The sequence below is a fragment of the Mesorhizobium sp. CA15 genome, from assembly GCF_020165215.1.
Taxonomy (GTDB): Bacteria; Pseudomonadota; Alphaproteobacteria; order Rhizobiales; family Rhizobiaceae; genus Mesorhizobium.
In genome coordinates this window covers 139,164-160,393 of the sequence record NZ_JAIUHQ010000004.1, presented here as the reverse complement: position 1 = coordinate 160,393, position 21,230 = coordinate 139,164, and the positions used below count along the sequence as shown (strand labels likewise).

21 protein-coding genes are annotated in these 21,230 nt (G+C 64.5%); 13 read left to right on the top strand and 8 right to left on the bottom strand.

Annotation, left to right across the window (positions count from 1 at the left end):
* Positions 1–35 precede the first annotated feature (35 nt).
* From LB515_RS10045 to LB515_RS10005, 9 genes are all read left to right on the top strand, one after another.
* The gene (locus tag LB515_RS10045) at positions 36–1,676 is read left to right on the top strand and encodes a dihydroxyacetone kinase subunit DhaK (RefSeq protein WP_224707597.1); all 1,641 of its coding nucleotides are present in this window, start codon (positions 36–38) and stop codon (positions 1,674–1,676) included.
* A gap of 10 nt (positions 1,677–1,686) precedes the next feature.
* Positions 1,687–2,286 (top strand): dihydroxyacetone kinase subunit DhaL, encoded by a 600-nt coding sequence (gene dhaL / locus LB515_RS10040; RefSeq protein ID WP_224707596.1) that lies wholly within the window; start codon positions 1,687–1,689, stop codon positions 2,284–2,286.
* A complete protein-coding gene (dhaM, locus tag LB515_RS10035) occupies positions 2,286–2,675 on the top strand; it encodes a dihydroxyacetone kinase phosphoryl donor subunit DhaM (protein WP_224707595.1) in 390 nt (129 codons plus the stop codon). The genes dhaL and dhaM overlap by 1 nt, the downstream gene beginning before the upstream one ends.
* Before the next feature lie 19 nt (positions 2,676–2,694).
* Positions 2,695–2,997, top strand: coding sequence for an HPr family phosphocarrier protein (locus LB515_RS10030; RefSeq protein WP_224707594.1), 303 nt, complete (start codon positions 2,695–2,697; stop codon positions 2,995–2,997).
* A 41-nt stretch (positions 2,998–3,038) separates the two neighbouring features.
* Positions 3,039–4,613 carry a phosphoenolpyruvate--protein phosphotransferase gene (ptsP, locus tag LB515_RS10025; protein WP_224707593.1) on the top strand — a complete coding sequence of 525 codons (1,575 nt, stop codon included), beginning with the start codon at positions 3,039–3,041 and terminating at the stop codon, positions 4,611–4,613.
* Between the two features lie 7 nt (positions 4,614–4,620).
* The gene (locus LB515_RS10020) at positions 4,621–5,052 is read left to right on the top strand and encodes a hypothetical protein (RefSeq protein WP_224545101.1); all 432 of its coding nucleotides are present in this window, start codon (positions 4,621–4,623) and stop codon (positions 5,050–5,052) included.
* A gap of 78 nt (positions 5,053–5,130) precedes the next feature.
* Positions 5,131–6,117: a dihydroxyacetone kinase subunit DhaK gene (gene dhaK, locus LB515_RS10015; protein ID WP_224707592.1), complete on the top strand. Its 987-nt coding sequence runs from the start codon at positions 5,131–5,133 to the stop codon at positions 6,115–6,117.
* 266 nt (positions 6,118–6,383) lie between these two features.
* Positions 6,384–7,409 (top strand): nucleotidyltransferase family protein, encoded by a 1,026-nt coding sequence (locus LB515_RS10010; protein ID WP_224707591.1) that lies wholly within the window; start codon positions 6,384–6,386, stop codon positions 7,407–7,409.
* Between the two features lie 7 nt (positions 7,410–7,416).
* The gene (locus LB515_RS10005) at positions 7,417–8,400 is read left to right on the top strand and encodes a formyltransferase family protein (RefSeq protein ID WP_224707590.1); all 984 of its coding nucleotides are present in this window, start codon (positions 7,417–7,419) and stop codon (positions 8,398–8,400) included.
* Between the two features lie 7 nt (positions 8,401–8,407).
* Here LB515_RS10005 and LB515_RS10000 read toward each other — a convergent pair whose 3' ends face one another.
* Genes LB515_RS10000 through LB515_RS09990 form a run of 3 tightly spaced genes read right to left on the bottom strand, consistent with a single transcriptional unit; the run spans position 8,408 to position 10,103 of the window.
* Positions 8,408–9,388: a serine kinase gene (locus LB515_RS10000; protein WP_224707589.1), complete on the bottom strand. Its 981-nt coding sequence runs from the start codon at positions 9,386–9,388 to the stop codon at positions 8,408–8,410.
* The gene (locus LB515_RS09995; protein WP_224707588.1) at positions 9,385–9,816 is read right to left on the bottom strand and encodes a lasso peptide biosynthesis B2 protein; all 432 of its coding nucleotides are present in this window, start codon (positions 9,814–9,816) and stop codon (positions 9,385–9,387) included. Before LB515_RS09995 ends, LB515_RS10000 begins: the two co-directional genes overlap by 4 nt.
* Entirely contained in the window at positions 9,816–10,103 is a 288-nt protein-coding gene (locus LB515_RS09990; protein ID WP_095766141.1) for a PqqD family protein, read from the bottom strand. The genes LB515_RS09995 and LB515_RS09990 overlap by 1 nt, the downstream gene beginning before the upstream one ends.
* A 229-nt stretch (positions 10,104–10,332) precedes the next feature.
* Between LB515_RS09990 and LB515_RS09985 the strand changes: the two genes are divergently transcribed.
* The 4 genes from LB515_RS09985 (at position 10,333) to LB515_RS09970 (ending at position 14,780) form a co-directional block, all read left to right on the top strand.
* Entirely contained in the window at positions 10,333–11,010 is a 678-nt protein-coding gene (locus tag LB515_RS09985; RefSeq protein WP_224707587.1) for an outer membrane protein, read from the top strand.
* A gap of 511 nt (positions 11,011–11,521) precedes the next feature.
* Positions 11,522–13,429 (top strand): propionyl-CoA synthetase, encoded by a 1,908-nt coding sequence (locus LB515_RS09980; protein ID WP_224707586.1) that lies wholly within the window; start codon positions 11,522–11,524, stop codon positions 13,427–13,429.
* A gap of 121 nt (positions 13,430–13,550) precedes the next feature.
* On the top strand, positions 13,551–13,916 hold the full coding sequence (locus LB515_RS09975) for a hypothetical protein (protein ID WP_224707585.1): 366 nt from the start codon (positions 13,551–13,553) through the stop codon (positions 13,914–13,916).
* Between the two features lie 150 nt (positions 13,917–14,066).
* Positions 14,067–14,780, top strand: coding sequence for a metallophosphoesterase (locus tag LB515_RS09970; protein ID WP_224707584.1), 714 nt, complete (start codon positions 14,067–14,069; stop codon positions 14,778–14,780).
* A 62-nt stretch (positions 14,781–14,842) separates the two neighbouring features.
* On the opposite strand, the gene LB515_RS09965 is transcribed toward LB515_RS09970, so the two are convergent.
* The 5 genes from LB515_RS09965 to LB515_RS09945 all read right to left on the bottom strand — a co-directional run bounded on the left by LB515_RS09965 (position 14,843) and on the right by LB515_RS09945 (position 21,220).
* A complete protein-coding gene (locus LB515_RS09965; RefSeq protein ID WP_224707583.1) occupies positions 14,843–17,224 on the bottom strand; it encodes a polysaccharide biosynthesis tyrosine autokinase in 2,382 nt (793 codons plus the stop codon).
* Between the two features lie 167 nt (positions 17,225–17,391).
* Positions 17,392–18,288 (bottom strand): UTP--glucose-1-phosphate uridylyltransferase GalU, encoded by an 897-nt coding sequence (galU, locus tag LB515_RS09960; protein WP_095766145.1) that lies wholly within the window; start codon positions 18,286–18,288, stop codon positions 17,392–17,394.
* Between the two features lie 28 nt (positions 18,289–18,316).
* Positions 18,317–19,303 carry a glycosyltransferase family 2 protein gene (locus tag LB515_RS09955; RefSeq protein ID WP_224707582.1) on the bottom strand — a complete coding sequence of 329 codons (987 nt, stop codon included), beginning with the start codon at positions 19,301–19,303 and terminating at the stop codon, positions 18,317–18,319.
* Positions 19,293–20,231 (bottom strand): glycosyltransferase, encoded by a 939-nt coding sequence (locus LB515_RS09950; protein ID WP_224707581.1) that lies wholly within the window; start codon positions 20,229–20,231, stop codon positions 19,293–19,295. The genes LB515_RS09955 and LB515_RS09950 overlap by 11 nt, the downstream gene beginning before the upstream one ends.
* On the bottom strand, positions 20,231–21,220 hold the full coding sequence (locus LB515_RS09945) for a glycosyltransferase family 2 protein (RefSeq protein WP_224707724.1): 990 nt from the start codon (positions 21,218–21,220) through the stop codon (positions 20,231–20,233). The genes LB515_RS09950 and LB515_RS09945 overlap by 1 nt, the downstream gene beginning before the upstream one ends.
* Between the last annotated feature and the right edge of the window lie 10 nt (positions 21,221–21,230).

The window sequence follows — 21,230 nt, the reverse complement described above, 5'->3', positions numbered from 1 at the left end:
ACTGACGACCGCAGATTACGGACGGGACGAAATTCATGAAGCACTTTTTCAACCGCAAGGACACGATCGTCACCGAGGCGCTGGACGGCTTCCTCGCCACGGCGGGATCGGGCGCGCTGGCCCGCCTCGACGGCTATCCCGAGATCAAGGTCGTGCTGCGCGCCGACTGGGACAAGTCGAAGGTGGCGATCGTTTCGGGCGGCGGCGCCGGGCATGAACCCTCGCATGCCGGCTTCGTCGGGGCCGGGATGCTGACGGCGGCCGTCTCCGGCGAGATCTTCGCTTCGCCCAGCGTCGAGGCGGTGCTGGCGGCGATCCGCGCGACGACGGGACCGGCCGGCTGCCTGCTGATTGTCAAGAACTACACCGGCGACCGGCTTAATTTCGGACTGGCCGCGGAAAAGGCGCGCGCCGAGGGCCTTGCGGTCGAGATGGTGATCGTCGCCGACGACATCGCGCTTCCGGACATCGCGCAGCCGCGCGGCGTTGCCGGCACGCTGTTCGTGCACAAGATCGCCGGTCACCTGTCGGAAGCCGGCCATGACTTGGCATCGGTTGCCGCAGCGGCACGGGCGGCGGCCAAGGATATCGTTTCGCTCGGCATCTCGCTTTCCTCCTGCTCGATCCCCGGACAGGCGCATGAGGAGCGCTTCGGCGCGGATGACGGCGAGCTCGGCCTCGGCATCCATGGCGAGCCGGGCGTCGAGCGCATCGCGCTACAGAGCGCCGGCGCATTCGTCGCTGTCATGGCCGAACGCCTCGCGGCGCGGCTCGATCCTGGCGGCCGCTATGCCTTGCTGATCAACAATCTCGGCTCGGTACCGCCGCTCGAAATGTCACTGATCGCGAATGCCGTGCTGTCTTCGTCGCTGGCAAAGGCGGTGGCGCTGACGATCGGGCCTGGGCACCTGATGACCGCGCTCAACATGAACGGCTTTTCGTTGTCGCTGATCAAGCTGGATGCGGAACGCGAGGCAGCACTGCTGGCGCCCGTCGGCCCGCATGCCTGGTTGCCGGCAAAACCGGTTCGTCAGCCGGTCGTTATCGCGATGGCCAAGCCCGCCACCGGCGCAGCCACGAAGCCCGCCAGCCGCGATGTCGCCGCCGAGCCGCTGATCAAAGCCGTCTGCCAGAAGCTGATCGCGCTCGAAGAGCCGCTCAACGCCCTCGACGCCAAGGCGGGCGACGGCGACACCGGCTCGACCGTGGCGATGGGCGCGCGCAGCATTCTCGAGCGCATCGAGATGCTGCCGCTCGCCGACAAGGCCGCGACATTTGCCGCAATCGGCGATGCGCTGGGTGCGTCGATGGGCGGCTCCAGCGGCGTGCTGTTGTCGATCTTCTTCACCGCCGCCGCACAGACTTTGCGTTTCGGCGCAACTTTACCCAAGGCCTTGCTCACCGGGCTCGACCGGATGATCTTCTATGGTGGCGCCAAGGTCGGCGATCGCACCATGGTCGATGCGCTGGAGCCGGCGCTGAAAGCCCTGGACGCAAGCGGGCTGGAAGCAGCGGCAGAGGCAGCGCGGCAAGGCGCCGAGGCAACCGCCGCGATGCAGAAGGCGAAGGCCGGGCGTTCCGCCTATATCGGCAGGCAGCTTGACACAGCGGATCCCGGCGCCTTCGCGGTCGCCGAGGTTTTCGCCGCCGTGGCGGCGCTGTTCGCCCCGGCATGAAGGACAGGAAATGGCGCCAGCCGATTTCTCCCGATTGATCGCGGCGGCCGCCGACACGATCGCAGCGCATGCCGAGGAGTTGACCGCGCTCGACCAGGCGATCGGCGATGGCGACCACGGGCTGAACATGAAGCGCGGCTTCGAGGCGGTGCGCGCCGAGGCCGACGCCTTCGCGGCGAAACCGCTGCCCGAGGCGCTGAAGGCGGTCGGCACCAAGCTGGTGATGACCGTGGGCGGCGCCTCGGGCCCCTTGTTCGGCACGTTGTTCATAGCGCTCGGCAAGGAGCTGCCCGCTGCCCCGGATCGCAACGGGCTGGCGGCGGCATTGGGGAAGGCGATCGAAGCGATGGCCGCGCGCGGCAAATCGCAGCCGGGACAAAAAACCATGCTCGACGTGCTGCAGCCGGTGTATGAGGCATTGGCGCAAGGCAAGACGGCTGGCGAGATCGCCGACGCAGCCGACAAGGCGGCCGAGGCCACGGTGCCGATGAAGGCCCTGCGCGGGCGAGCTTCCTTCCTGGGAGAGCGCTCGATCGGGCATATGGACGCCGGGGCGCGCTCGACCGCGCTGCTGGTGCGCGCAGTCGCGGAAGCGATAGAGGGCAATTGATGAGCAATGTCGGTATCGTCATCGTGTCGCATTCGCCTTTGGTTGCCGAGGGCACGGCCGATATGGTGCGCCAGATGGTGGGCGACGAAGTGCCGCTTGCATGGTGCGGCGGAAACGGCCATGGCGGGCTCGGCACCAGCGTCGAGGCGATCATGGGCGCGATCGACAAGGCCTGGTCGGACGCGGGCGTCGCCATACTGGTCGATCTCGGCGGGGCCGAGACCAACAGCGAGATGGCGGTCGAAATGATCGGCGAGCCGCGCTCGCAGAAGATCGTGGTCTGCAACGCGCCGATCGTCGAAGGCGCGGTGATGGCGGCAACCGAATCTTCCGGCGGCGCCTCGCTCAAGGAAGTGGTGGCGACGGCGCATGAATTGTCGCCGCCGTGAACGAACGGGAACCGATTGAATGTCCGCATCCGCCGAAGCAACGGTCCTGATCACCCACGCGGTGGGACTGCACGCGCGCCCTTCGGTGAAGTTCACCAAGCTTGCCAAATCGTTCGCGGCCGAGGTGGAAGTGGCGGTGGCGGCCAACGGTCCCTGGTTCGACGCCAAGAGCATCGTCAAGGTGATGGCGGCCAAGGCGCCGAAAGGAACCATGCTGCATATCCGCGCCAAGGGCGACGGCGCGGCCCAGGCGGTGAAAGCGCTGGTCGGTCTGGTGCAGCGGGACTTCGACGAGGACGCGGATCATGCCCGATCCGCTTGAGACCGCCCTGCATGACGGCAGGCCCGCTAGGAACGCGAGCCATGCGGGTTGAGGGTATCCCTGCCTCTCCCGGTTACGCCGAAGGCCCGCTGTTCGACCTCGACCAGCCTCCGGCCAGCTACAAGGCCAAGGCGAGCGCCGAGGAAGAACAAGCCGCATTGGTGAGCGCAATCGGCAAGGCCGTCGGCCGGCTGGCGGCGTTGATCGAAACCGCCAATGGCGACGCCGCCGGCATCCTCGAATTCCACATCGCCATGTTGGAGGACGACGCATTGAGCGGTCCGACCTTGGCGGCGATCGGCTCCGGGCAGCCCGCGGACGCCGCCTGGCGCGCAGTGCTGGACAGCGAGATCGCCGGCTACGAAGCGTCGGATCAGGACTATTTCCGCGCCCGCGCCGCGGATTTGCGTGACATCCGCGACCAGGTGCTGCGCGCGCTGAGCGAGGACAGCGAGGCCGCGGCGCCCCCGGGCGCGATCCTCTACGGCGAGGACATCGCGCCGACGCGCTTCCTCGAAACCGATTGGAGCGAGGGCGGCGGCATCGCGCTCAAGCGCGGCAGCACCGCCAGTCATGTCGCGATGCTGGCGCGCTCGCGCGGCGTGCCCATGGTCGTCGGTCTTGGCGACGAGGCTGAAACGCTCACCGGTGTCGCGCTGCTCGATGCCGAACGCGGCGCGATCATTTTCTCGCCGTCGCCGGCCGAGATCAAAGCCTTCCGGCAGTCCGCCTCCACCTTCGCCGACCGGCTAGGCGCGGCGAAGACATTCCTGACGGAGCCGGCGGTGACCAAGGCCGGCACCTCCGTGCGCGTCCAGGTCAACATCGCCTACCCTTCCGATGTCGACGGCATCGAAATCGAAAGCTGCGACGGCGTCGGCCTGATGCGCACGGAGTTCCTGTTCGGCAAGACGTTGCCGGATGAGGAGACGCAATATCGTGCGTATCGCAAGGTGCTGGAATGGGCAGGCGACAAGCCGGTGACCATCCGCACCGTCGATGCCGGCGGCGACAAGCCGGTGCCGGGTTTCACCGTCGAGGAAACCAACCCGTTTCTCGGCCTGCGCGGCATAAGGCTTTCGCTCAAGCGGCGCGACATTTTTCGCGTGCAGATACGGGCATTGCTGCGCGCCGCCATCCACGGCAATCTGAAGGTGATGTTTCCGATGATCGCCACGCCCGAGGAGTACAGCCACGCCGCCGCGCTGTTCGCGGAAGAACAAGCTGCGCTTGCCGCGCAGGGCGTCGCGCACCGGCTTCCGCCACTCGGCATCATGGTCGAGGTGCCGTCCGTCGCGCTGACGCCGGAGGATTTCGCCGATGTCGCCTTCTTCTCGATCGGCTCCAACGACCTGACGCAATATGTGATGGCGGCGGCGCGGGACAATGCGGCGGTCGCGCATCTCAACGCCGTCCCCAACCCGGCGGTGCTGCGGCTGATCGCTGCGATCACGGCCTTCGGACGGGAGAGAGATATTCCGGTCAGCCTATGCGGCGATGCCGGCGGCGATCCGGCAGCCATCCCGGCCCTGCTCGCGGCGGGCCTGCGCGACCTGTCGGTCGCGCCGGCGCAACTCGCCATGGCCAAGGCGGCCATCGCGGACGTTCTAGTGTAGACGCGGCATGGCCAGGACCGAGAAGATATTGGAAACAGGCTCGGAGGAGGCGATCCGCGCCTACAAGACGATCCTGTCGCAGGTGATCGACCAGCGTCCGTCGGGCATGCGCCAGCGTCTTGCCGACGCGCTCGGCAAGCACCGCAGCTTCGTCACCCAGATTTCCAGTCCGGCGTATTCGATCCCGATCCCGTCAAAGCATCTGCCGTCGATCTTTTCGGTCTGCCATTTCAGCCAGGCCGAGCGCGACCAGTTCATGGCCGCCTATCACCAGGCGCATCCCGGCAAGGCGCCCGCGGCCTCCGGGCCGCGCAAGACACGCCATGTCTCACTCATCGTGCCGGATTTCGGCGACGACAGGCAGAACGCCGCGCTCGACCGGGCGATCAACGAATTCATCCAGAAGATAACCAGCATCGCCGGCAAGGGCAGCGGCTAAAGCAAAGCAATTCCCGGAAAGTCTGGAGCGGTTTTCCGTTCGGGATTGCGTAAACTAAAGACAGTCGGGAGGACTGCCATGAAAAAATTTATCAATTCGGTGGACACGGTCCTGGCCGAAAGCCTCGATGGCTTTGCGACGGCTCATGCCGACATCCTCGTGCTTGGCGACGACCGCAAATTCATCCGACGCAGGGCGTTGAAGCCAGGCAAGGTCGCGCTGATCTCGGGTGGCGGATCCGGCCACGAGCCGCTGCATGGCGGTTTTGTCGGCCACGGCATGCTGGACGCCGCCTGCCCCGGCCAGGTCTTCACTTCGCCCACGCCCGACCAGATGCTCGCGGCCGTCCGGGACGTCGATACCGGCGCCGGCTGCCTGTTCATCGTCAAGAACTACGAAGGCGATGTGATGAATTTCGACATGGCGGCCGAGATGGCGGACGGCGTGCTGCAGGTGGTGACCAATGACGACGTCGCGGTCGAGAACTCGTCCTACACGACCGGACGGCGCGGCGTCGCCGGCACGCTGGTGGTGGAAAAGATCGTCGGCGCCGCCGCCGAGCAAGGCATGCCGCTGCCCGACCTCAAGGCGCTGGGCGACCGCGTCAACGCCGCGACGCGCTCGATGGGCGTGGCGCTGACCAGCGGCACGGTGCCCGCCGCCGGCAAGCCAACCTTCGCGATAGGCGACGCCGAGATGGAATTCGGCGTCGGCATCCATGGCGAGCCCGGCCGGAGGCGCGACAAGCTGAAGAGCGCCGACGCCATCGCCGAGGAGGTTTGCGCCGCGATTGCCGGCGACTTCGGCGATCGCGCCAAAGGGCCGGCACTGCTGTTCGTCAACGGCTTCGGCGGCACGCCGTCGATGGAGCTCTATCTGATGTACAACAGCGCCCGCAGAATGTTCGAGAGGCAGGGCGTAACGGTGGTCCGCTCGCTCGTCGGGTCCTATGTGACGTCGCTCGACATGGCGGGGTGCTCGATCACGCTGACCATGCTGGACGACGAAACGTCAGCACTTTGGGACGCGCCGGTACACACGGCGGCGCTGCGCTGGGGGATGTAGCCGGCTTCAGCCAAAACCGAAGCCCGACGCCTCAAAGCGTCTTTGACGCCACGGCCACCACGCTGGAGAGTTTTCCAGCCTTGCGCAGCAACGGCGCCTCATATTTCTTTTTCGTCATTTCCAACACCCTCCGGATCAATCCACAGAATGGACGATCCGCGCGGAAAGTCAAACTCACAAGCCGGCTTTGCCGCCGCGCATTGGTTTCCAGTGTGCTTTTCTGTAAGCATGGGCTTGTTGCTATCGTTCGAACGCCGTCCGGGTTGATGCTGCCTTCTCTTGCGCCTGCCGATGAAAAACTGCTGCTGACCTTCGCCGACCCAGAGGCATCGGCCGCCATTGGCGATGGCCTTGCGGCAGCAACCCTGCTGGCGCTGCTCGCCAATGCGGAGTTCCACGGCGTGCTGCCGATCATGCTGCGCAAACTTAAGGAGATCGGTGACGCCCGACTGCCCCAGGACGCAATCCTGCAGCGGAGACTGTCGGAGTTGCGCGACGAGGCGACGATGGCGACCGGCCAATCGATGCTGCTGCAGTACCATGGCGACCGCATCATGAAAGCGCTGGCGGCAAAGGGCGTGCCGGCCCGGATCGTCAAGGGGCCGGTGTTCGCGCGCAAGCTCTATAGTCAGGTTGCAGACCGTCCCTTCACCGACATTGACATTCTCGTCGACCCCGCCAGCATCGAGGCGGCCAACAAGACCATCGGCGAATGCGGCTTCGAGCTCGGCAGCGACGAGGCCAAATCGTACGAGCTGCAGGAATTCAAATGGCTGGAGAAAGAGAACTCCAGCCTGCTGATCGAATTGCATGGCAATCTGGTGCACGATACCGGCATGCGCAGACGCCTGTCGTTTGGCTTCCGCGAGTTGCAAGCGATCGACGGCGGCGAAACCGACACGCCGGCTGCGCTGCTCACCATCGCCATCGTGCATGCCGCCGGCGGCCACAAGTTCCACCGCCTGCAGCTCTGCGTCGACGTGCTGCAGGCGGTGCGGGCGCTGAAATCGCCTCAAGAGGAAGCGCGGCTGCTCGATGCCGCCCGCATGACCGGCATCGAGCTCGAGTTGGCCACGGTTCTCAACGTCACCGGACGCCTGTTCGGCGCAACGCGCGCGATCGAGCTTGCCGACCGTATCAAGCCGGACCTCTCGATACGGTTGGCGAAATGGCTGATCACCGGCAACACGCTGCTTCGGGTCAATTCCCGCGAGAAACTGCGCTCGCGCCTCAGTCGCGATGCCTTCCGCTGGGTGCAGCGGCTGGCGCGGCCGCGACCGTATACAGTCTGAGCTCGGCATGGAGAACCCGCTCTCGGCCGTATTCATCACCGAGATTTCGTCCGTCACTGCGCCCATGCTTGCGCGCTGGGCAGATAACGGCCATCGCGTTGCTGCCGTGGTCGTGCCGGGCCCACTTGCCGGCAAGCGCTTCAGCTTCAGTGCCCTGCGCCGCCGCCTGCGGCGACGGTTTGCGTTGAGGTCTCATCTCGGCCACGCCATGCCCCCATTGATCGAATTCAGCCCGCCCCATGACTGGGATGCGCTTGGGCCGCGGCTCAGCGCGGCCCGCGCCGATCTTTTGATCTGTTTCGGATACAGCAAACTGATCCCGCAAACCGTACTGGAGCTGTTTCCGAAGGGCGGCCTCAACCTGCATCCCGCGCTTCTGCCGCACTATCGCGGCCCGCATCCAATGCACCGGCTAATTATCGACCAGATGCACGAAGCCCACGGCGGCGTGACCTTGCACAAGATGACATCCGGCTTCGATGCGGGCGATATCCTGGCGCAGGTTAGCTTTGCAGCAGAGGATTGGCGTTCGGCCGCAACGGTGAACCAGGCCCTGGCCAACGCAATGGCTGTGCTCGCGACGGATGTTGCGCCTGAGTTTTGCAGGGGCAGGCTTGCCGGAATGCCCCAGCCGGATGGGGCCTATGTCTGGGCGCGCATCGAGCGCGGCCCGTTTATCGTCGGCAAACAATTTTCAAGCGAGCATGTCGCGCGGCTATGCCGGATCGTCGGGTCGAGTGTTCCGGTCAGTGTCCTGATCAATGGCAGACCGGTCCGGCTCGCTCAGCCGATCCGCCGCCTGGGACCACCCAGCGGCGAAGCCGCGAAATGCCGACGGGGACTTGTGGAATTCGACTGCGCCGACGCGCGCGTCGTGCATCTGGTCTACAACAAACTGTCCCGGCTGTTCTTGCGTTGGCAGTCAAAACCCCGCCACCGCGGTCGAGAGCAGCCATCCTTCGACATCCGGCGTTTCGGCGCGAAGGAATGAGCACGCGTCAACTTGGCAGCGCAGCGCGGATCAGCGCTGCCGCCTCGGCCGGACTTGCCCCGACTTCCAGCGTGAAGGTCGGCACCGCCTTCACCAGCATCGCGATCGTCGCCATGCGCCTTTTCTGCAGCGACAGCAGGCCGGTCATGCCGGTCCTTACATTGTCGGTTGCCAAAGCCACCATGGCGTCTGTCCTGGCCATCGGCAGCAGCCGGGTCTCGGCGTCTGCCGAGCGTGCAAGGTGCAGGAGCGCTGTGACGGGCCTGGCGCGCACATCCTCGACACGGATGATGTCGCCGAGGCGGTCCAGCGAAACGGATTGCTCGCCCTCGGCGTCCCACTTCTCGCCCAGGCAGGGTGCGACGAAGGGCAGCATCGCCGCCGTGTTACGGTGGACCTTCACCTTGCGCGGCATGCCCCAGGCCGTGATGCCCTGCGGGCTTGCGTTGAGGATCATCACGTCGTCCGAGCAGAGGCCGAAGCCCCGCGAGGCAAGCGCGAGCGATGTGGTGGACTTGCCCGTGCCGCTTGGCGCGTGGATGAGGACCAGGCCGTCCTTTCCAGGCAAGGTGAGACCCGCAGTGTGCAGCATATGCTGGCCGTCCGCATCGAGTGCTGCATCCAGCACCATCATCAGCAAAGTCCACTTGATCTTGCTGTCGGGATGAAGACGGATTTTGGCCCGGCCCTCGCCGTCGTGGATCGATAGCGTCTGCTGGCCCGGAAAGACGAGATGGAAGACGCTTCCGGCGTCGATCATGCGGCAATGGCCGTCCAGCGGCACGTCGCCGTCGAAAGCCAGCTTTCCTTCGGGGTTCTCGTGCAACTCAAGCGTTTCGACGATGTCGACGCGAAAACCGGGCTGGACAGGCTCGTTCACACGCAGGGCGCCGAGCATCAGGTCGAAGCTCGGCCACAGGTCGGCACGCGCGGCGGTGATGCCTATGACCTGGCCGTTGAGATCATAGCGGAAGGTCTGCTCGCTCAAGCGGCTGGCGCCTTCATGCTGGCCGGGTGGCGGTAGATCTCCACCATGCCGGGCTGGCTGTCGCTCACCACCGGCTTGCCGTCGAGGCAGACCCAGCAATGCGCCGACAGGCGAGGCTCGTCCATCGACCTGGCGTCGACGCCGAAATGCAGCTCTGGATTAAGACCAGCCATGCGCAGAAAGCGGAAGCCGAGCAGACCTTCGCGAAGGCATCTGCGGTCGCGCATCAGCCAGGGGCGTCGCACCGTCCGCTTGACGCGATGGACGATGTAGGTCCAGGGCAAGTCGCGATAGGGTGCGGGTGACTGCAGCGGCGCCAGTTTCAACACGCTTTCGAAATCGCGCCGGCCGACCAGCACCGGCATCAGCCGGGCGCTGAGCCACAAATGGACGCGGAACAAGGCGCGCAGGACCGGTCCGTCGGCCATCACGCGTCCGGGTCAGCGAGGATGCCTTCAGCCACCAGCTCGGCGGCCAATTCGGCCATATCCTGATCGAGCGTTGCCTTGTCGACCTCGAATTCCTCCGACAGCAGATCGACGATCTGGTCGAGCTTGCGCGCGCCGTTCACCTTGTCGAGAAAAGCCTCGGTCGTGTCGTTGCAGGTGTAAAGCTGACCGCTGCGCGCCAAAAGCACGACCGCGCCATCGCCGACATGCTGCACGGACGCATCGTCCGCCATGCGCAGCACCGTTTCAGAGCCGATTTCAGCCATGCGCCCTCCAGTCCAGCAAGAATGCCGCAGAGCAAGTAGCGCGACAAGGCAGTGCTGTCCATTGCCGCATGGTGCCGTCAGGAGTTGGCAGCCTGTGCGGATGCATCGGACAGCTTGTGGCAATCCGGCAACAATCCTGACCAATCGCGACAAAAAGGTGTTCTTTCGATGACCAAAAAGCGATGGCTATGGTATTCGACGTTGGCATTCTTCGGATTTGGGGGCATCTATGAAAAGGCTCATCCTTTCTTCAACTTTCCTGGTGGGGTTTGCTCACACTTCGTTTGCTGCCGACGTCTTCGCGCCGCAAGATACTGCCGTCTATAATTGGTCGGGTATTTATGTCGGCGCTGATGCCGGTTATGGCTGGGGCAATTCCACCCAAGATTTCGACGGCATCGACTACAACGTACCGCTCGATCCGAAGGGCTGGCTCGGCGGTTTATATGCCGGCTACAACTATCAGCTTTCGAACGGCGTCGTTCTGGGCGTCGAAGGCGACTTCAATTTTTCGAATATCGACTCGAAGGGCGTTCGCGGTATCAGTGCTGGTGTGAACGATCCAACCTTCAGTTATGGATCCGACCTCAAGTGGACTGGCTCGCTACGCGGGCGGCTTGGCTATGCAGCAGGCCAATTCCTGCCTTTTGTGACAGGCGGGCTGGCCGTCGGCCGCTACGAGAACTTCCAAACAGCCGCAGGAGTTCCCTACTCTCATACCAATACCTTCACCGGCTGGACCTTAGGCGCCGGTGTGGACTATGCGATGACCGAGCATATAGTGTTGCGGGTCGAGTATCGTTACACAGACTTCGGCGATAAGCACATCGTCGACCCAGTCTGGACGGACTGGAATGTTGATCTATCCACCAACGACGTTCGGATCGGCATCGCCTACAAGTTCTGAGGGTCCACAACATGTGACGCCACTTATTGCTGCGTATTTCGCAATCAAAAAAGGGAAGCCTGCTGGGCTCAGCCAAGCTGGCTTTGTCTTTTGACGGAATCGACGGAGTGCGACTCCAGCGTCTCTATGGCCGCAAAACGACAGTCATCGAATGGTTGTCTAGCTGACCAAAAGCGGGGATTGCATTTCTTTCCTTAAATAAGCTGTGAAGTCGCCGGGTTTTTTGGAGATAGTGCCATGCGTTACAATTGGGATCGGGCTCCGACGACTTTCGAGCGTCATCGCAAGGCATTGGCGGCCGCCATTCTGATCGCCGGCGGCGTCGGGCTGATGCTGGCGGCACTGCCGCTCTAAGCCGGCTTTCAATCCGCGACCGGCAGAACGGCGCCCCAAGCGAAACGCCGCTGGGGAACTTTGACAAGCAACGTCGATCAAAATGCAGGGAGACATGGCCGCGAGAAGCGGCTTAGGCTATGGCCAGACGACGGAATGTTCCTGGGGAGGAAAGTCGATGGCCTCACGCTACCGCGAAGTCTATGAGAGCTGGAAACGCGACCCCGTGGGGTTCTGGGCCGAGGCGGCCAAGGCGATCGACTGGTATAGGCCGGCCGAAAGTGTCTTCGATCCAAAAGCCGGCGTTTATGGTCGCTGGTTCGTCGGCGCCAGCTGCAACACCTGCTTCAACGCCATCGACCGCCATGTGGCGGGCGGCCGCGCCGAACAGCTGGCGCTGATCCACGACAGCGCGATCACCGGCACGGTGCGGAAATTCACCTATGCGGAGCTAAAGCGCGAGGTGGTCGCGTTGGCGTCGGTGCTGAGGCATCGCGGCATCGGCAAGGGCGACCGCGTCATCATCTACATGCCGATGGTGGCGGAAGCCGCTATCGCCATGCTTGCCTGCGCGAGGCTGGGCGCCGTGCACTCGGTGGTGTTCGGCGGCTTCGCCTCGCACGAGCTCGCCACCCGCATTGACGACGCCAAGCCGAAGCTGATCATCACCGCCTCCTGCGGCCTGGAGCCAGGCCGCGTCGTCGCCTACAAGCCGCTGCTCGACAAGGCGATCGAGATGTCGAAGCACAAGCCGGACGCCTGCCTCATCCTGCAGCGCGAGCAGCTGCGCTGCGAGATGCACGACAATTACGACTTCGACTATGCCGATGCGGTTGCGCGCGAACGCGCCGCCGGCGCCAATGTCGACTGCGTGCCGGTTTTAGCCACCGACCCGCTCTATATCATCTACACCTCCGGGACGACCGGGCAGCCGAAAGGCATCGTGCGCGACAATGGCGGCCACATGGTCGCGTTGAAATGGACCATGGACAACGAGTTCGGCGTCAAGCCCGGCGAAGTCTTCTGGGCGGCCTCCGACGTCGGCTGGGTGGTCGGCCATTCCTACATCGTCTACGGGCCGCTTCTGCATGGCTGCACCAGCGTGCTGTTCGAAGGCAAGCCGATCGGCACGCCGGATGCCGGCACCTACTGGCGGGTGATCTCTGAGCATGGCGTTGTGGCGCTGTTCACCGCGCCGACCGCATTCCGCGCCATCAAGGGGCAGGATCCCAGGGGCGAGTTCGTGCCGAAATACGACCTATCGAAGTTCCGAACTTTGTTCCTGGCCGGCGAGCGCGCCGACCCCGAAACGATAAAATGGGCGGAGCAGAAGCTCGACCGTCCCGTCATCGACCATTGGTGGCAGACCGAGACCGGCTCGCCGATGACGATCAATCCGGCGGGGCTCGGGCTTTTGCCGGTGAAATACGGCTCGCCCGGCGTGCCGATGCCGGGCTACGACATTCGCATCCTCGACGATGCCGGCCACGAGGTGGCGCGCGGCACGCTCGGCAATGTCGTGGTCAAGCTGCCGCTGCCCGCCGGCTGCCTGCCGACGCTGTGGAACGCCGACGCCCGTTTCCGCCAGGCTTACCTCGAGGAGTTCCCCGGCTACTACAAGACGGCCGACGCCGGCATGATGGACGAGGACGGCTACCTCTATGTGATGGCCCGCACCGATGACATCATCAACGTCGCCGGCCACCGGCTCTCGACCGGCGCCATGGAAGAGGTGCTGGCGGCTCATCCCGATGTCGCCGAATGCGCGGTCATCGGCATTGCCGATGCCATGAAGGGCCAGGTGCCGCTCGGCTTCGTCGTGCTCAATGCCGGCGTGTCGCGCGATAGCGGCACGATCGAAAGTGAGGTTGTCGGGCTGGTGCGCGAGAGGATCGGCCCGGTTGCGGCCTTCAAGACCGTGGTGACGATCAAGCGGCTGCCCAAGACCCGCTCCGGCAAGATCCTGCGCGGCACGATGCAGAAGATCGCCGACAAGGAGGAATGGACCATGCCGGCGACGATCGACGATCCGGCGATCCTGGACGAGATCACGGCGGCGCTGAAGGGACGCGGCATCGGGGTGTAGTCGCCGGCAGACGACCGCGTTAAGGATCAATTTACCAATTTGTACCGCACTGCAATCGCTTATTGTGCAGCGCAGCAATAATCTTTAAAATTTGCGTGGGGGGCCATACCGGAGGCACGGCATGGCCCAGCACAAGACGACATTCGGCGGTGTCGACATACTGCGATTGCCGGCCGCCTTCATGGTGATGTTCTATCACTGTCTGGCGGCTGTCGCGCTGATGGCATTGTCGCTGCGCCTCGACCTTTCCTGGCCCGGCTGGCGGCCGATCGGGCCGATGATCTATCCGCTCTATCTCATCCATGATGTCGTCGGCGTGGCGATGCTCGGCGCCCTGATGCGTGCCGACGTGCCGTATCTTGCAGCGATCGCCGCCGTCGGCGCGGCCATGATCGCGGTAAGCTGGCTGATCGCGACCGAGGCCGAGCCGCGCATCCGGCTGCTCTTGGACCACTCGCTGTTCCGCTATCGGTTGAAGGCCGCCTGACGACGCGACTGCCGATCGCGCGCCGGTGTGGAATTGTTTGCATTCGGCATGATATCGAGGCGCAGATCAGTGCAAGTAGCCGAGCCTCAATCCGTGAATCTTTTCCAACGATCGAGACGCCCTCGACCCGCGCCACGCGAGCGCCTCGTCATGGACATGCGCGACATGGTCGTCTACGCAATCGGCGACGTGCATGGCTGCCACGACGAACTGCGCGCGCTGGAGCAAAAGATCCAGATCGATTCGCAGCGCTTCAGCGGTCGCAAGATCATCATCATGCTGGGCGACTATATCGACCGCGGGCCGCATTCGCGGCGCGTGATCGACCATCTGATGGCGCCGCCGCCGAAGGGCTTCCAGCGCATCTGCCTCGTGGGAAATCATGAAGTCGCGCTGCTCCTCTATCTGGATGGTCATCTCTCGCGCGAAACCTGGCTCGGCTATGGCGGCCGCGAAACCCTGTTCTCCTACGGCGTTGACCCTGACCGGCTGATGAGCCTCTACGGTTCGAGCGAGCAGGCGGATGCGCGCATACGCGAGGCCATTCCAGCCAGCCATGTCGACTTCCTGCGCACGCTGCCGGCGATGGTCTGCTCCGAGCATTTCGTCTTCGTGCATGCCGGCATCCGTCCCGGCGTCGCGCTCGAGGCGCAGGATGAGGGCGATCTGCTCAACATCCGCGAGGAGTTCTTCCAGGCGGCACACCGTCTCGACCGCTGGGTGGTGCACGGACACACGATCGTGGATGTTCCGTCACTCGACGGACGCCGGCTCGACATCGACACCGGCGCCTTTCAAACGGGACGACTGACGGCGCTCAGGATCGTCGGCAAATACGGCCGGCTGCTGTCTTCGCGGGATTAGGACGGTTCACGCTCCTAGGCTGAACCGCCCCCGATCTCTGTCTTTCCGAACGGAAACACGCCTCAGGCGGCCTGCTTGGGGCGCTGCTCCGATTTTTCCAGATAGTAGCTCGAATAGCGGTCGAAGAACCTTTCCGAGCCGCCGAGCGAGCCGTATTTCGCCAGCTTCTTCAGATCGACCTTGTTGAGCACCGCGCCGATCACCTTATTGGCGATATAGGGCTCGGATTCCAGCATCGAGCGCACCATGTTGCGGGGCGTGCGGCCCCATTCGGTGACCAGCACAAAGCCGTCAACCAGCGGCGCGAAGGCCTTGGCGTCGACGACGGGCCCGAGCGGCGGCAGGTCGACGATGATGTATTCGAACGTCTCCTTGGCGTTTTCGATGAAGCGCCGCATGCCGGCCGAGCCCAGAAGCTCGCTGGTGTGCGAAAACTGGCCGCGCAGCACGGCGGGAATGATCGCCAGCTTGGTCTGGCGATCGACCTTGCCGACGGACTGCCAGCTCTGGCCGTTGACCACCGCTTCCATCAGGCCCTGCTCGGCCTCCATGCCGAGGCTGCGGCTCAGGCCTGGATTGCGCAGGTCGCCGTCGATGAGCAAGGTCTTGGCACCGTTGGCCGCGAGCAGGCCGGCGAGGTTCGCGGCCACCGTCGACTTGCCTTCTCCAGGCAGCACCGAAATGACGCCGATGACCCGGCTGCTGCGGTCTTCCATCACCACGTCGAAGGCGATCTTGGCGTTACGCAGCGTCTCGGCGAACATCGAGGCCGGGGCGTCGATGCTGACGCGCATGCGCGCCCGTCTCTCAGCCGCGGAGAGGCTGGCCACCTTGCCGTCGGCAGGCAGGTCGTCGGCTTTGGTATCCTTGGCTTTGCCGCCGCCGATCGTCGGCAGATAACCGAGGAATTTCAGGCCGACGCGGTCGCGAACGTCCTCGCCCGTCCTGAAGAAACGCTCGTTGAACTCGTTGAGGCCGCCGAAGCCGGCGCCAAGCATCAGGCCGAGCACCAGCGAGAGCGCCAGCACGCGCAAGGTGCGCGGGCTGGAGGCCGCGAGCGGCATCGTCGCGTCGGAAATGATGCGGACCTTGCCGACCGGGAAGGATTGCTGCTGCGAAGCTTCCTCATAGCGGCTGAGGAAGGTCTGATAGAGCGTGGTGAGCGCCTGTGCCTGCTGGTCGAGCTCCTTGAGCTTGACCTGCGACTGGTTGTCGATCGAGCTCTTGCCGGCGGCGGTGGAAATCTTGTCGCGCAAAGCCGTTTCGCGCGCCTGCGCCACCTCGAAATCGTTGCGGTAGCTTTCGGTGAGCTGTTTCAACTGGCCGAAGATCTGCGCCGAGACATCGGCCTTTTCCTTGGCCAGCGCGACCGCTTGCGGGTGATCCTTGCCGAAATTCGTCTCGACGTCCTGCAGGCGCTTGGCAATGGCCAGATAGCGGGTCTTGAGCGCGATGATGACCGAGCTGCTCGGCTGGTCGGCTCCGATGGCCGAATCGTTGAAGGCGCTTTCGGAGCCGCTTTCGACGATCGCCTTGTATTGCTGATAGCGGGCGCTGGCTCTGGCGGTATCGGCCTGGGCGACGATGAGCTGTGCGTTGAGATCGGCGAGTTGCTTGTCGCTCAGGAGCTGGCCGTCGCTGTTGGCAGACAATCCATGTTCGGCCCTGAACTTCTCGACGGCCAAGGCTGCCCGCTGAGAGCTCTCACGCAACTCCGTGAGCCGGCCCTGCAGCCACAAGGCCGCGCGCTCGGTGGCGTCGAAGCTGGCGTTGAGCTGGTCGGCCAGATAGGCGTCGGCATAGGCCTTGGTGATGGCCGTGGCGAGTGCCGGATCTGTCGACTGATAACCGATGCTGATGACGTTGGCACGGCCGACGCGATCCGCCATCAACCCGGTCTGCAGCATGAGAACCGCGTAATCGTGGGTCGCGGTCTTGATCATGGCTTCGCGCGTCGCGGCGTCGACATTCTCGATACCGGGAAGCTCGTTTGCCGAGCTGCCGCGGAAATAGCCGACAACACTGCGCAGGAACCCCACACCCTTGGCCAAAGCCGACTGCGGCGGGCTCATGAAGTCCGGGTTTTGATCGAGCTTCAGCTTGTCGACCACCACAGACGCCAGCCGTGCGGAGTTGAGAACCTCTATCTGGCTGAGAATCGTCGCGTCCGTTTGTACCGTGGCGCTCGCAGCCGAGATGTCGTCGACGACCTTGTTCAGCCCTTCATCAATCAAAACGCTGGCGACCGCCGTATACTGCTTGGGCGTAGTCTGCAGATAGATGACGCCCAGGCACAGACCGATAATGGCGCAGACCGCCACCACCTTGGCCTGTCGGGCGGCCATGCCAAGCAGACGCTCGATATCGATGAAGTCTTCACCCTTTTCCGGATCGGTGCTGGGCAACGGCATCCTCTTGTCGAGGGGGAAGGTGGCATAGTTCATCTTCGGTCCAATTCCAGGTTGCAGGCGCTATCGGCCTTGGTAGATCGGCGTCGTGACCAGAAAAGACCGCGCAACGTTGCTGCCAGGATGCGCCGGGCCGGAAGGCCCGGGCGCTGGTGTGGCTGTCGCGCCATCGCGAAACCGCATATGCACCCGAAAGATGGGCATTATGCGGCCACTTCCCGGCGCTCATGCGACCGGACAAATTGCTGCAGCATCTCGAAGACAGGGCCCTTCATGTCGTCGCGCGCCAGGGCGAAGGCGATGGTGGCCTCGATGAAGCCCTCCTTGGAGCCGCAGTCGAACATGCGGCCGTCGAAAGGCCGGGCGTAGAAAGACTGGCTTTGGGCCAGCCGCACCATGGCGTCGGTGAGCTGGATTTCATTGCCGGCGCCGCGCTGCTGATTGCCGAGCAGAGCAAAGATCTCCGGCTGCAGAACGTAGCGGCCGTTGATGTAGAAATTCGACGGCGCATTGGCCGGCGCGGGTTTTTCGACCATCGCCGTCACTTCGAAGCCGGATGCCACGTCGGCGCCGCGGCCGACAATGCCGTATTTGCTGGTTTCGGCCGGGTCGCAGCGCTCGACGGCGATCACATTGCCGCCGGTCCGCTGATAGAGATCGACCGTCTCGGCGAGGCAGCCGCGCGCGCCGAAGGACACCATGTCGGGAAGCAGCAGCGCGAAAGGCTCATTGCCGATCACCTCGCGCGCGCACCATACGGCGTGGCCGAGGCCCTGCGGCGACTGCTGACGGATGAAGGAGGTGGCGCCGGCCTCCGGCAGCAGGCTTTCCAGCGCTTCGAGCTGCGCTTTCTTGCCGGTCTGCTCCAGCGTGCCGATCAGTTCAGGATGCAGGTCGAAATAATCCTCGATGACCGCCTTGTTGCGGCCGGTGACGAAGACGATGTGCTCGATGCCGGCTTCGAACGCCTCGTCAACGGCATATTGCACGACAGGCTTGTCGACGACGGGCAGCATCTCCTTCGGCATCGACTTGGTCGCCGGCAGGAACCGCGTTCCGAGCCCCGCCACCGGGATGACTGCCTTCCTGACTTTCTGCATCTGCTCTTCCTTCTGAGAGAAAAGATTTCTACCTGTCGCCGGCTATCAAATCGCCCGCATGCTTCATCTCCCCACCCCCACGGCGAATTTGCGCCCCAAGCCTTCTGAGCCGAACCGCGATCGGCATCGACATATGCCCGATGGCGGCCGGATCCCTGAGCGCCGCGCCGATCGCCTTGAGCGGGGCGCGTGCCTTGATGTGCTGAACCAGGGACAGGAACGACGCCGCCTTGCGGAGGCTGCGGCCACGCCTGGCGAAAGCCGCCTTTGCGTCGCTGTCCATGGGATATGCCGCCGCGAACACGGCATCGGCGCGCGTCATCGCCTCAACGTGATGCAGTTCGAGCACGCGCGAGATCGAGCCGGTGCGGATGTGGTAGGCATAACCGACGGTCGGCTCGACCACGCAACGGCCGCCGCTGGCCAGCGCGCTTGCGAGCAGAATGTAGTCCTCGCCGATGCGCAGCTTCTCGTCGTAGCGCAGCTTGTTGTCGTCGAGGAACCGGCGCTGGAAGATCGGCTTGAGATAGCCGAAATTGAAGCGCGATTCGAAGACCAGATTGCCGGCGATGTAGTCGGCCAGCGAGATTTCGCGCAAGCTTTCGAGATAGCCAGCCGGGAACATGGTGTCATCGGGCGTGCCGTCCTCGCGCACGATCTGCACATTGTCGACCGCAATCTGGGCGCCCGCCGCTTCGGCGCGGGAGATCATCATGGCAAGGCGACCGGGAAGGACCGCATCGTCGGAATCGAGCACCGCCACCCAGCGGCCGCGCGCCAGGTCGAGGCCGGCATTGCGGGCGCCGCCCGGACCGCGATTGGCGGGCAGCGCCACCACCTTGACGACATCTTGCGGATAAGCACGCGCCACATCCAGCGTGCCGTCGCTCGACTGGTCGTCGACGACGATGACCTCGACGGTCACGCCGAGTTGCGCGATCGCGCCGGCGATGGCGCGGTCGAGAGTCGCCTCGGCGTTGTAGGCGGCGATGACGAAGCTGACGTCAGGCTGCACGCTTGTTCCCTTGTTCTGGCGACGTGAGGCCGTATTGGCGGATTTCACGGACGCCGACCAAACCGCTGACGACACCAACGTGCATAATGCCGCGCAGCACGCTGCGGTTCCGCTGCACCGGGCTGATGGCGGTCAAAATAGCCATACCGAAGCAGTAGGCAGCCTTGGCCGAAGCGAGCCCGATCTGACCGGCGCGACGCAACCTGCCGGCGCCGTGTCCTATCAGGTGGCCATGCGTCTGGCCGAAGCGGAAGCGGCGGCGGCGCAGCCAGTCGAACGCGGCCCTGGCACGCGGCACGACCTCGTCGACGAAGGCTTGCGGAGCAAAGGCGATGCGGCCGCCGGCCTTGACCATGGCATCGAAGAACTCGGTGTCCTCGCCGCCGGTCTGGCCGCGCGCCAGGCTGAAGCGCCGGCCGCGAAGGCTCGCGTCGGCCATTTTGAGCAACACGTTGCAGGTGTAGCCGGTGCGGATCTCGCCGCGCACCCAGACCGGCAAGGTGGAATGGAAGTCGCCCTTCTGCATCCAGTTCGGCGCGTCGGGGCGGTAATGCGCCCGCACCGGACCGAGCACCGCCGCAGCGCCCGTGGCATCGGCCGCCGCCATCAATTCGACCAGCCAGCGGGGCGACGCCGTCTCGTCGTCATCGATGAAGGCAACGAAGTCCGACACGCTGGCGTCGAGACAGGCGTTGCGGGCAATCGAGATGTTGCGCGCCGGCGCGTGACGATAGCGGACCGGCAGCTTCAATTCCTCGGCCAATGCTTTCACCAGCTTCTGCGCGCCGGGCTCATCGTCATTGTCGGCAACGACGATGCCAATCTCGGCTCCCGCCGGCTTCTCCAGCGCGGCGACGGAGCGCAGCGTGTCGGCCAGCTCCGGCCGACGGAAAGTGCAGATGCAGATGTCGATCGAGCGCCCGGTCATCACGCCACCTTGCGCTGCAATCGAGACGCCAGAAGCTGCTGCCAGAAACCGGCCGACCAGCCGAAATGCATGACCATCGCCGAAACCCCAGCCAGCGCTATGCTGGCGTTGCGCTGGCGTATCGCCGTCACCAGGCCGTAACCGAGGCACACCGCCGCCCATAAGAGGAACGGCAGCGCCGCCAGCCAGTGGACGAAGGAAAACAGGGCGAGCAGCACCACGGGCGCAACCAGCAGCGGAATCATCTGCCGAACCTTCGGCACCATGCGGTGCTTCAGCACGTTCCTGGCGCGACCGCGGCCATAGCCGAGATACTGGAAATAGAGGCTCTTCAGCGTCGAGCGCGGATAGTAGACCATCTGCGTCCTGCCGCTCATCCAGATGCGGTAGCCGGCCTGACGCAGGCGGTAGTCGAGCTCGGCGTCCTCATTGTGGCTGAAGCTCTCGTCGTAGCCGCCGACATGCCTGAAGGCGGCGACGCGCATCAGCGCGTGGTGGCCGTGGTCGACCCATTCGCCTTCGGACATGTGCCGGTGCTTCGAGCCGCCGGTGCCGAGCTTGGAATTCTGCGCCGCCGCGACCGCCTTCTGCACGGCCCCGGTGCCGGCGGTCAGCATCGAAACGACGACCGAATCGGCGCCGGTGGCAAGGGTCTCCGCGACCAGCCGGTCGCAGTAGTCGTCCGGATAGCCGCCATGCGCGTCGATGCGAATGAGATAGTCGGCGCCTTCGCCAAGGGCCGTCACCGCGAGATTGATGGCGGCGCTCTGGAGGCGCTTCGGATTGGCGAGCAGGATGACCCGGGGATCCTTCGCCGCGACGTTTTCGACGATGGCTTGCGTGCCGTCGGTGCTGCCGCCGTCGGCGACGACGATGCGGCCGCCGAGCCGGGCCGCCGCGGGCTGCAATTGGTCGAGCAGGCCGCCGATATGGGCGGCCTCGTTGAGGCAGGGAATGACGATCAGGATCGATGAGGCGGACTGCGCCATCGGTTTTTGT

Excerpts from the sequence above, each read along its gene's own strand:
- LB515_RS10045 (WP_224707597.1), top strand. The coding sequence starts at position 36 with ATGAAGCACTTTTTCAACCGCAAGGACACGATCGTCACCGAGGCGCTG.
- dhaL (WP_224707596.1), top strand. The coding sequence starts at position 1,687 with ATGGCGCCAGCCGATTTCTCCCGATTGATCGCGGCGGCCGCCGACACG.
- dhaM (WP_224707595.1), top strand. The coding sequence starts at position 2,286 with ATGAGCAATGTCGGTATCGTCATCGTGTCGCATTCGCCTTTGGTTGCC.
- LB515_RS10030 (WP_224707594.1), top strand. The coding sequence starts at position 2,695 with ATGTCCGCATCCGCCGAAGCAACGGTCCTGATCACCCACGCGGTGGGA.
- ptsP (WP_224707593.1), top strand. The coding sequence starts at position 3,039 with ATGCGGGTTGAGGGTATCCCTGCCTCTCCCGGTTACGCCGAAGGCCCG.
- LB515_RS10020 (WP_224545101.1), top strand. The coding sequence starts at position 4,621 with ATGGCCAGGACCGAGAAGATATTGGAAACAGGCTCGGAGGAGGCGATC.
- dhaK (WP_224707592.1), top strand. The coding sequence starts at position 5,131 with ATGAAAAAATTTATCAATTCGGTGGACACGGTCCTGGCCGAAAGCCTC.
- LB515_RS10010 (WP_224707591.1), top strand. The coding sequence starts at position 6,384 with ATGCTGCCTTCTCTTGCGCCTGCCGATGAAAAACTGCTGCTGACCTTC.
- LB515_RS10005 (WP_224707590.1), top strand. The coding sequence starts at position 7,417 with ATGGAGAACCCGCTCTCGGCCGTATTCATCACCGAGATTTCGTCCGTC.
- LB515_RS09995 (WP_224707588.1), bottom strand. The coding sequence starts at position 9,816 with ATGGCCGACGGACCGGTCCTGCGCGCCTTGTTCCGCGTCCATTTGTGG.
- LB515_RS09990 (WP_095766141.1), bottom strand. The coding sequence starts at position 10,103 with ATGGCTGAAATCGGCTCTGAAACGGTGCTGCGCATGGCGGACGATGCG.
- LB515_RS09985 (WP_224707587.1), top strand. The coding sequence starts at position 10,333 with ATGAAAAGGCTCATCCTTTCTTCAACTTTCCTGGTGGGGTTTGCTCAC.
- LB515_RS09980 (WP_224707586.1), top strand. The coding sequence starts at position 11,522 with ATGGCCTCACGCTACCGCGAAGTCTATGAGAGCTGGAAACGCGACCCC.
- LB515_RS09975 (WP_224707585.1), top strand. The coding sequence starts at position 13,551 with ATGGCCCAGCACAAGACGACATTCGGCGGTGTCGACATACTGCGATTG.
- LB515_RS09970 (WP_224707584.1), top strand. The coding sequence starts at position 14,067 with ATGGACATGCGCGACATGGTCGTCTACGCAATCGGCGACGTGCATGGC.
- LB515_RS09965 (WP_224707583.1), bottom strand. The coding sequence starts at position 17,224 with ATGAACTATGCCACCTTCCCCCTCGACAAGAGGATGCCGTTGCCCAGC.
- galU (WP_095766145.1), bottom strand. The coding sequence starts at position 18,288 with ATGCAGAAAGTCAGGAAGGCAGTCATCCCGGTGGCGGGGCTCGGAACG.
- LB515_RS09950 (WP_224707581.1), bottom strand. The coding sequence starts at position 20,231 with ATGACCGGGCGCTCGATCGACATCTGCATCTGCACTTTCCGTCGGCCG.
- LB515_RS09945 (WP_224707724.1), bottom strand. The coding sequence starts at position 21,220 with ATGGCGCAGTCCGCCTCATCGATCCTGATCGTCATTCCCTGCCTCAAC.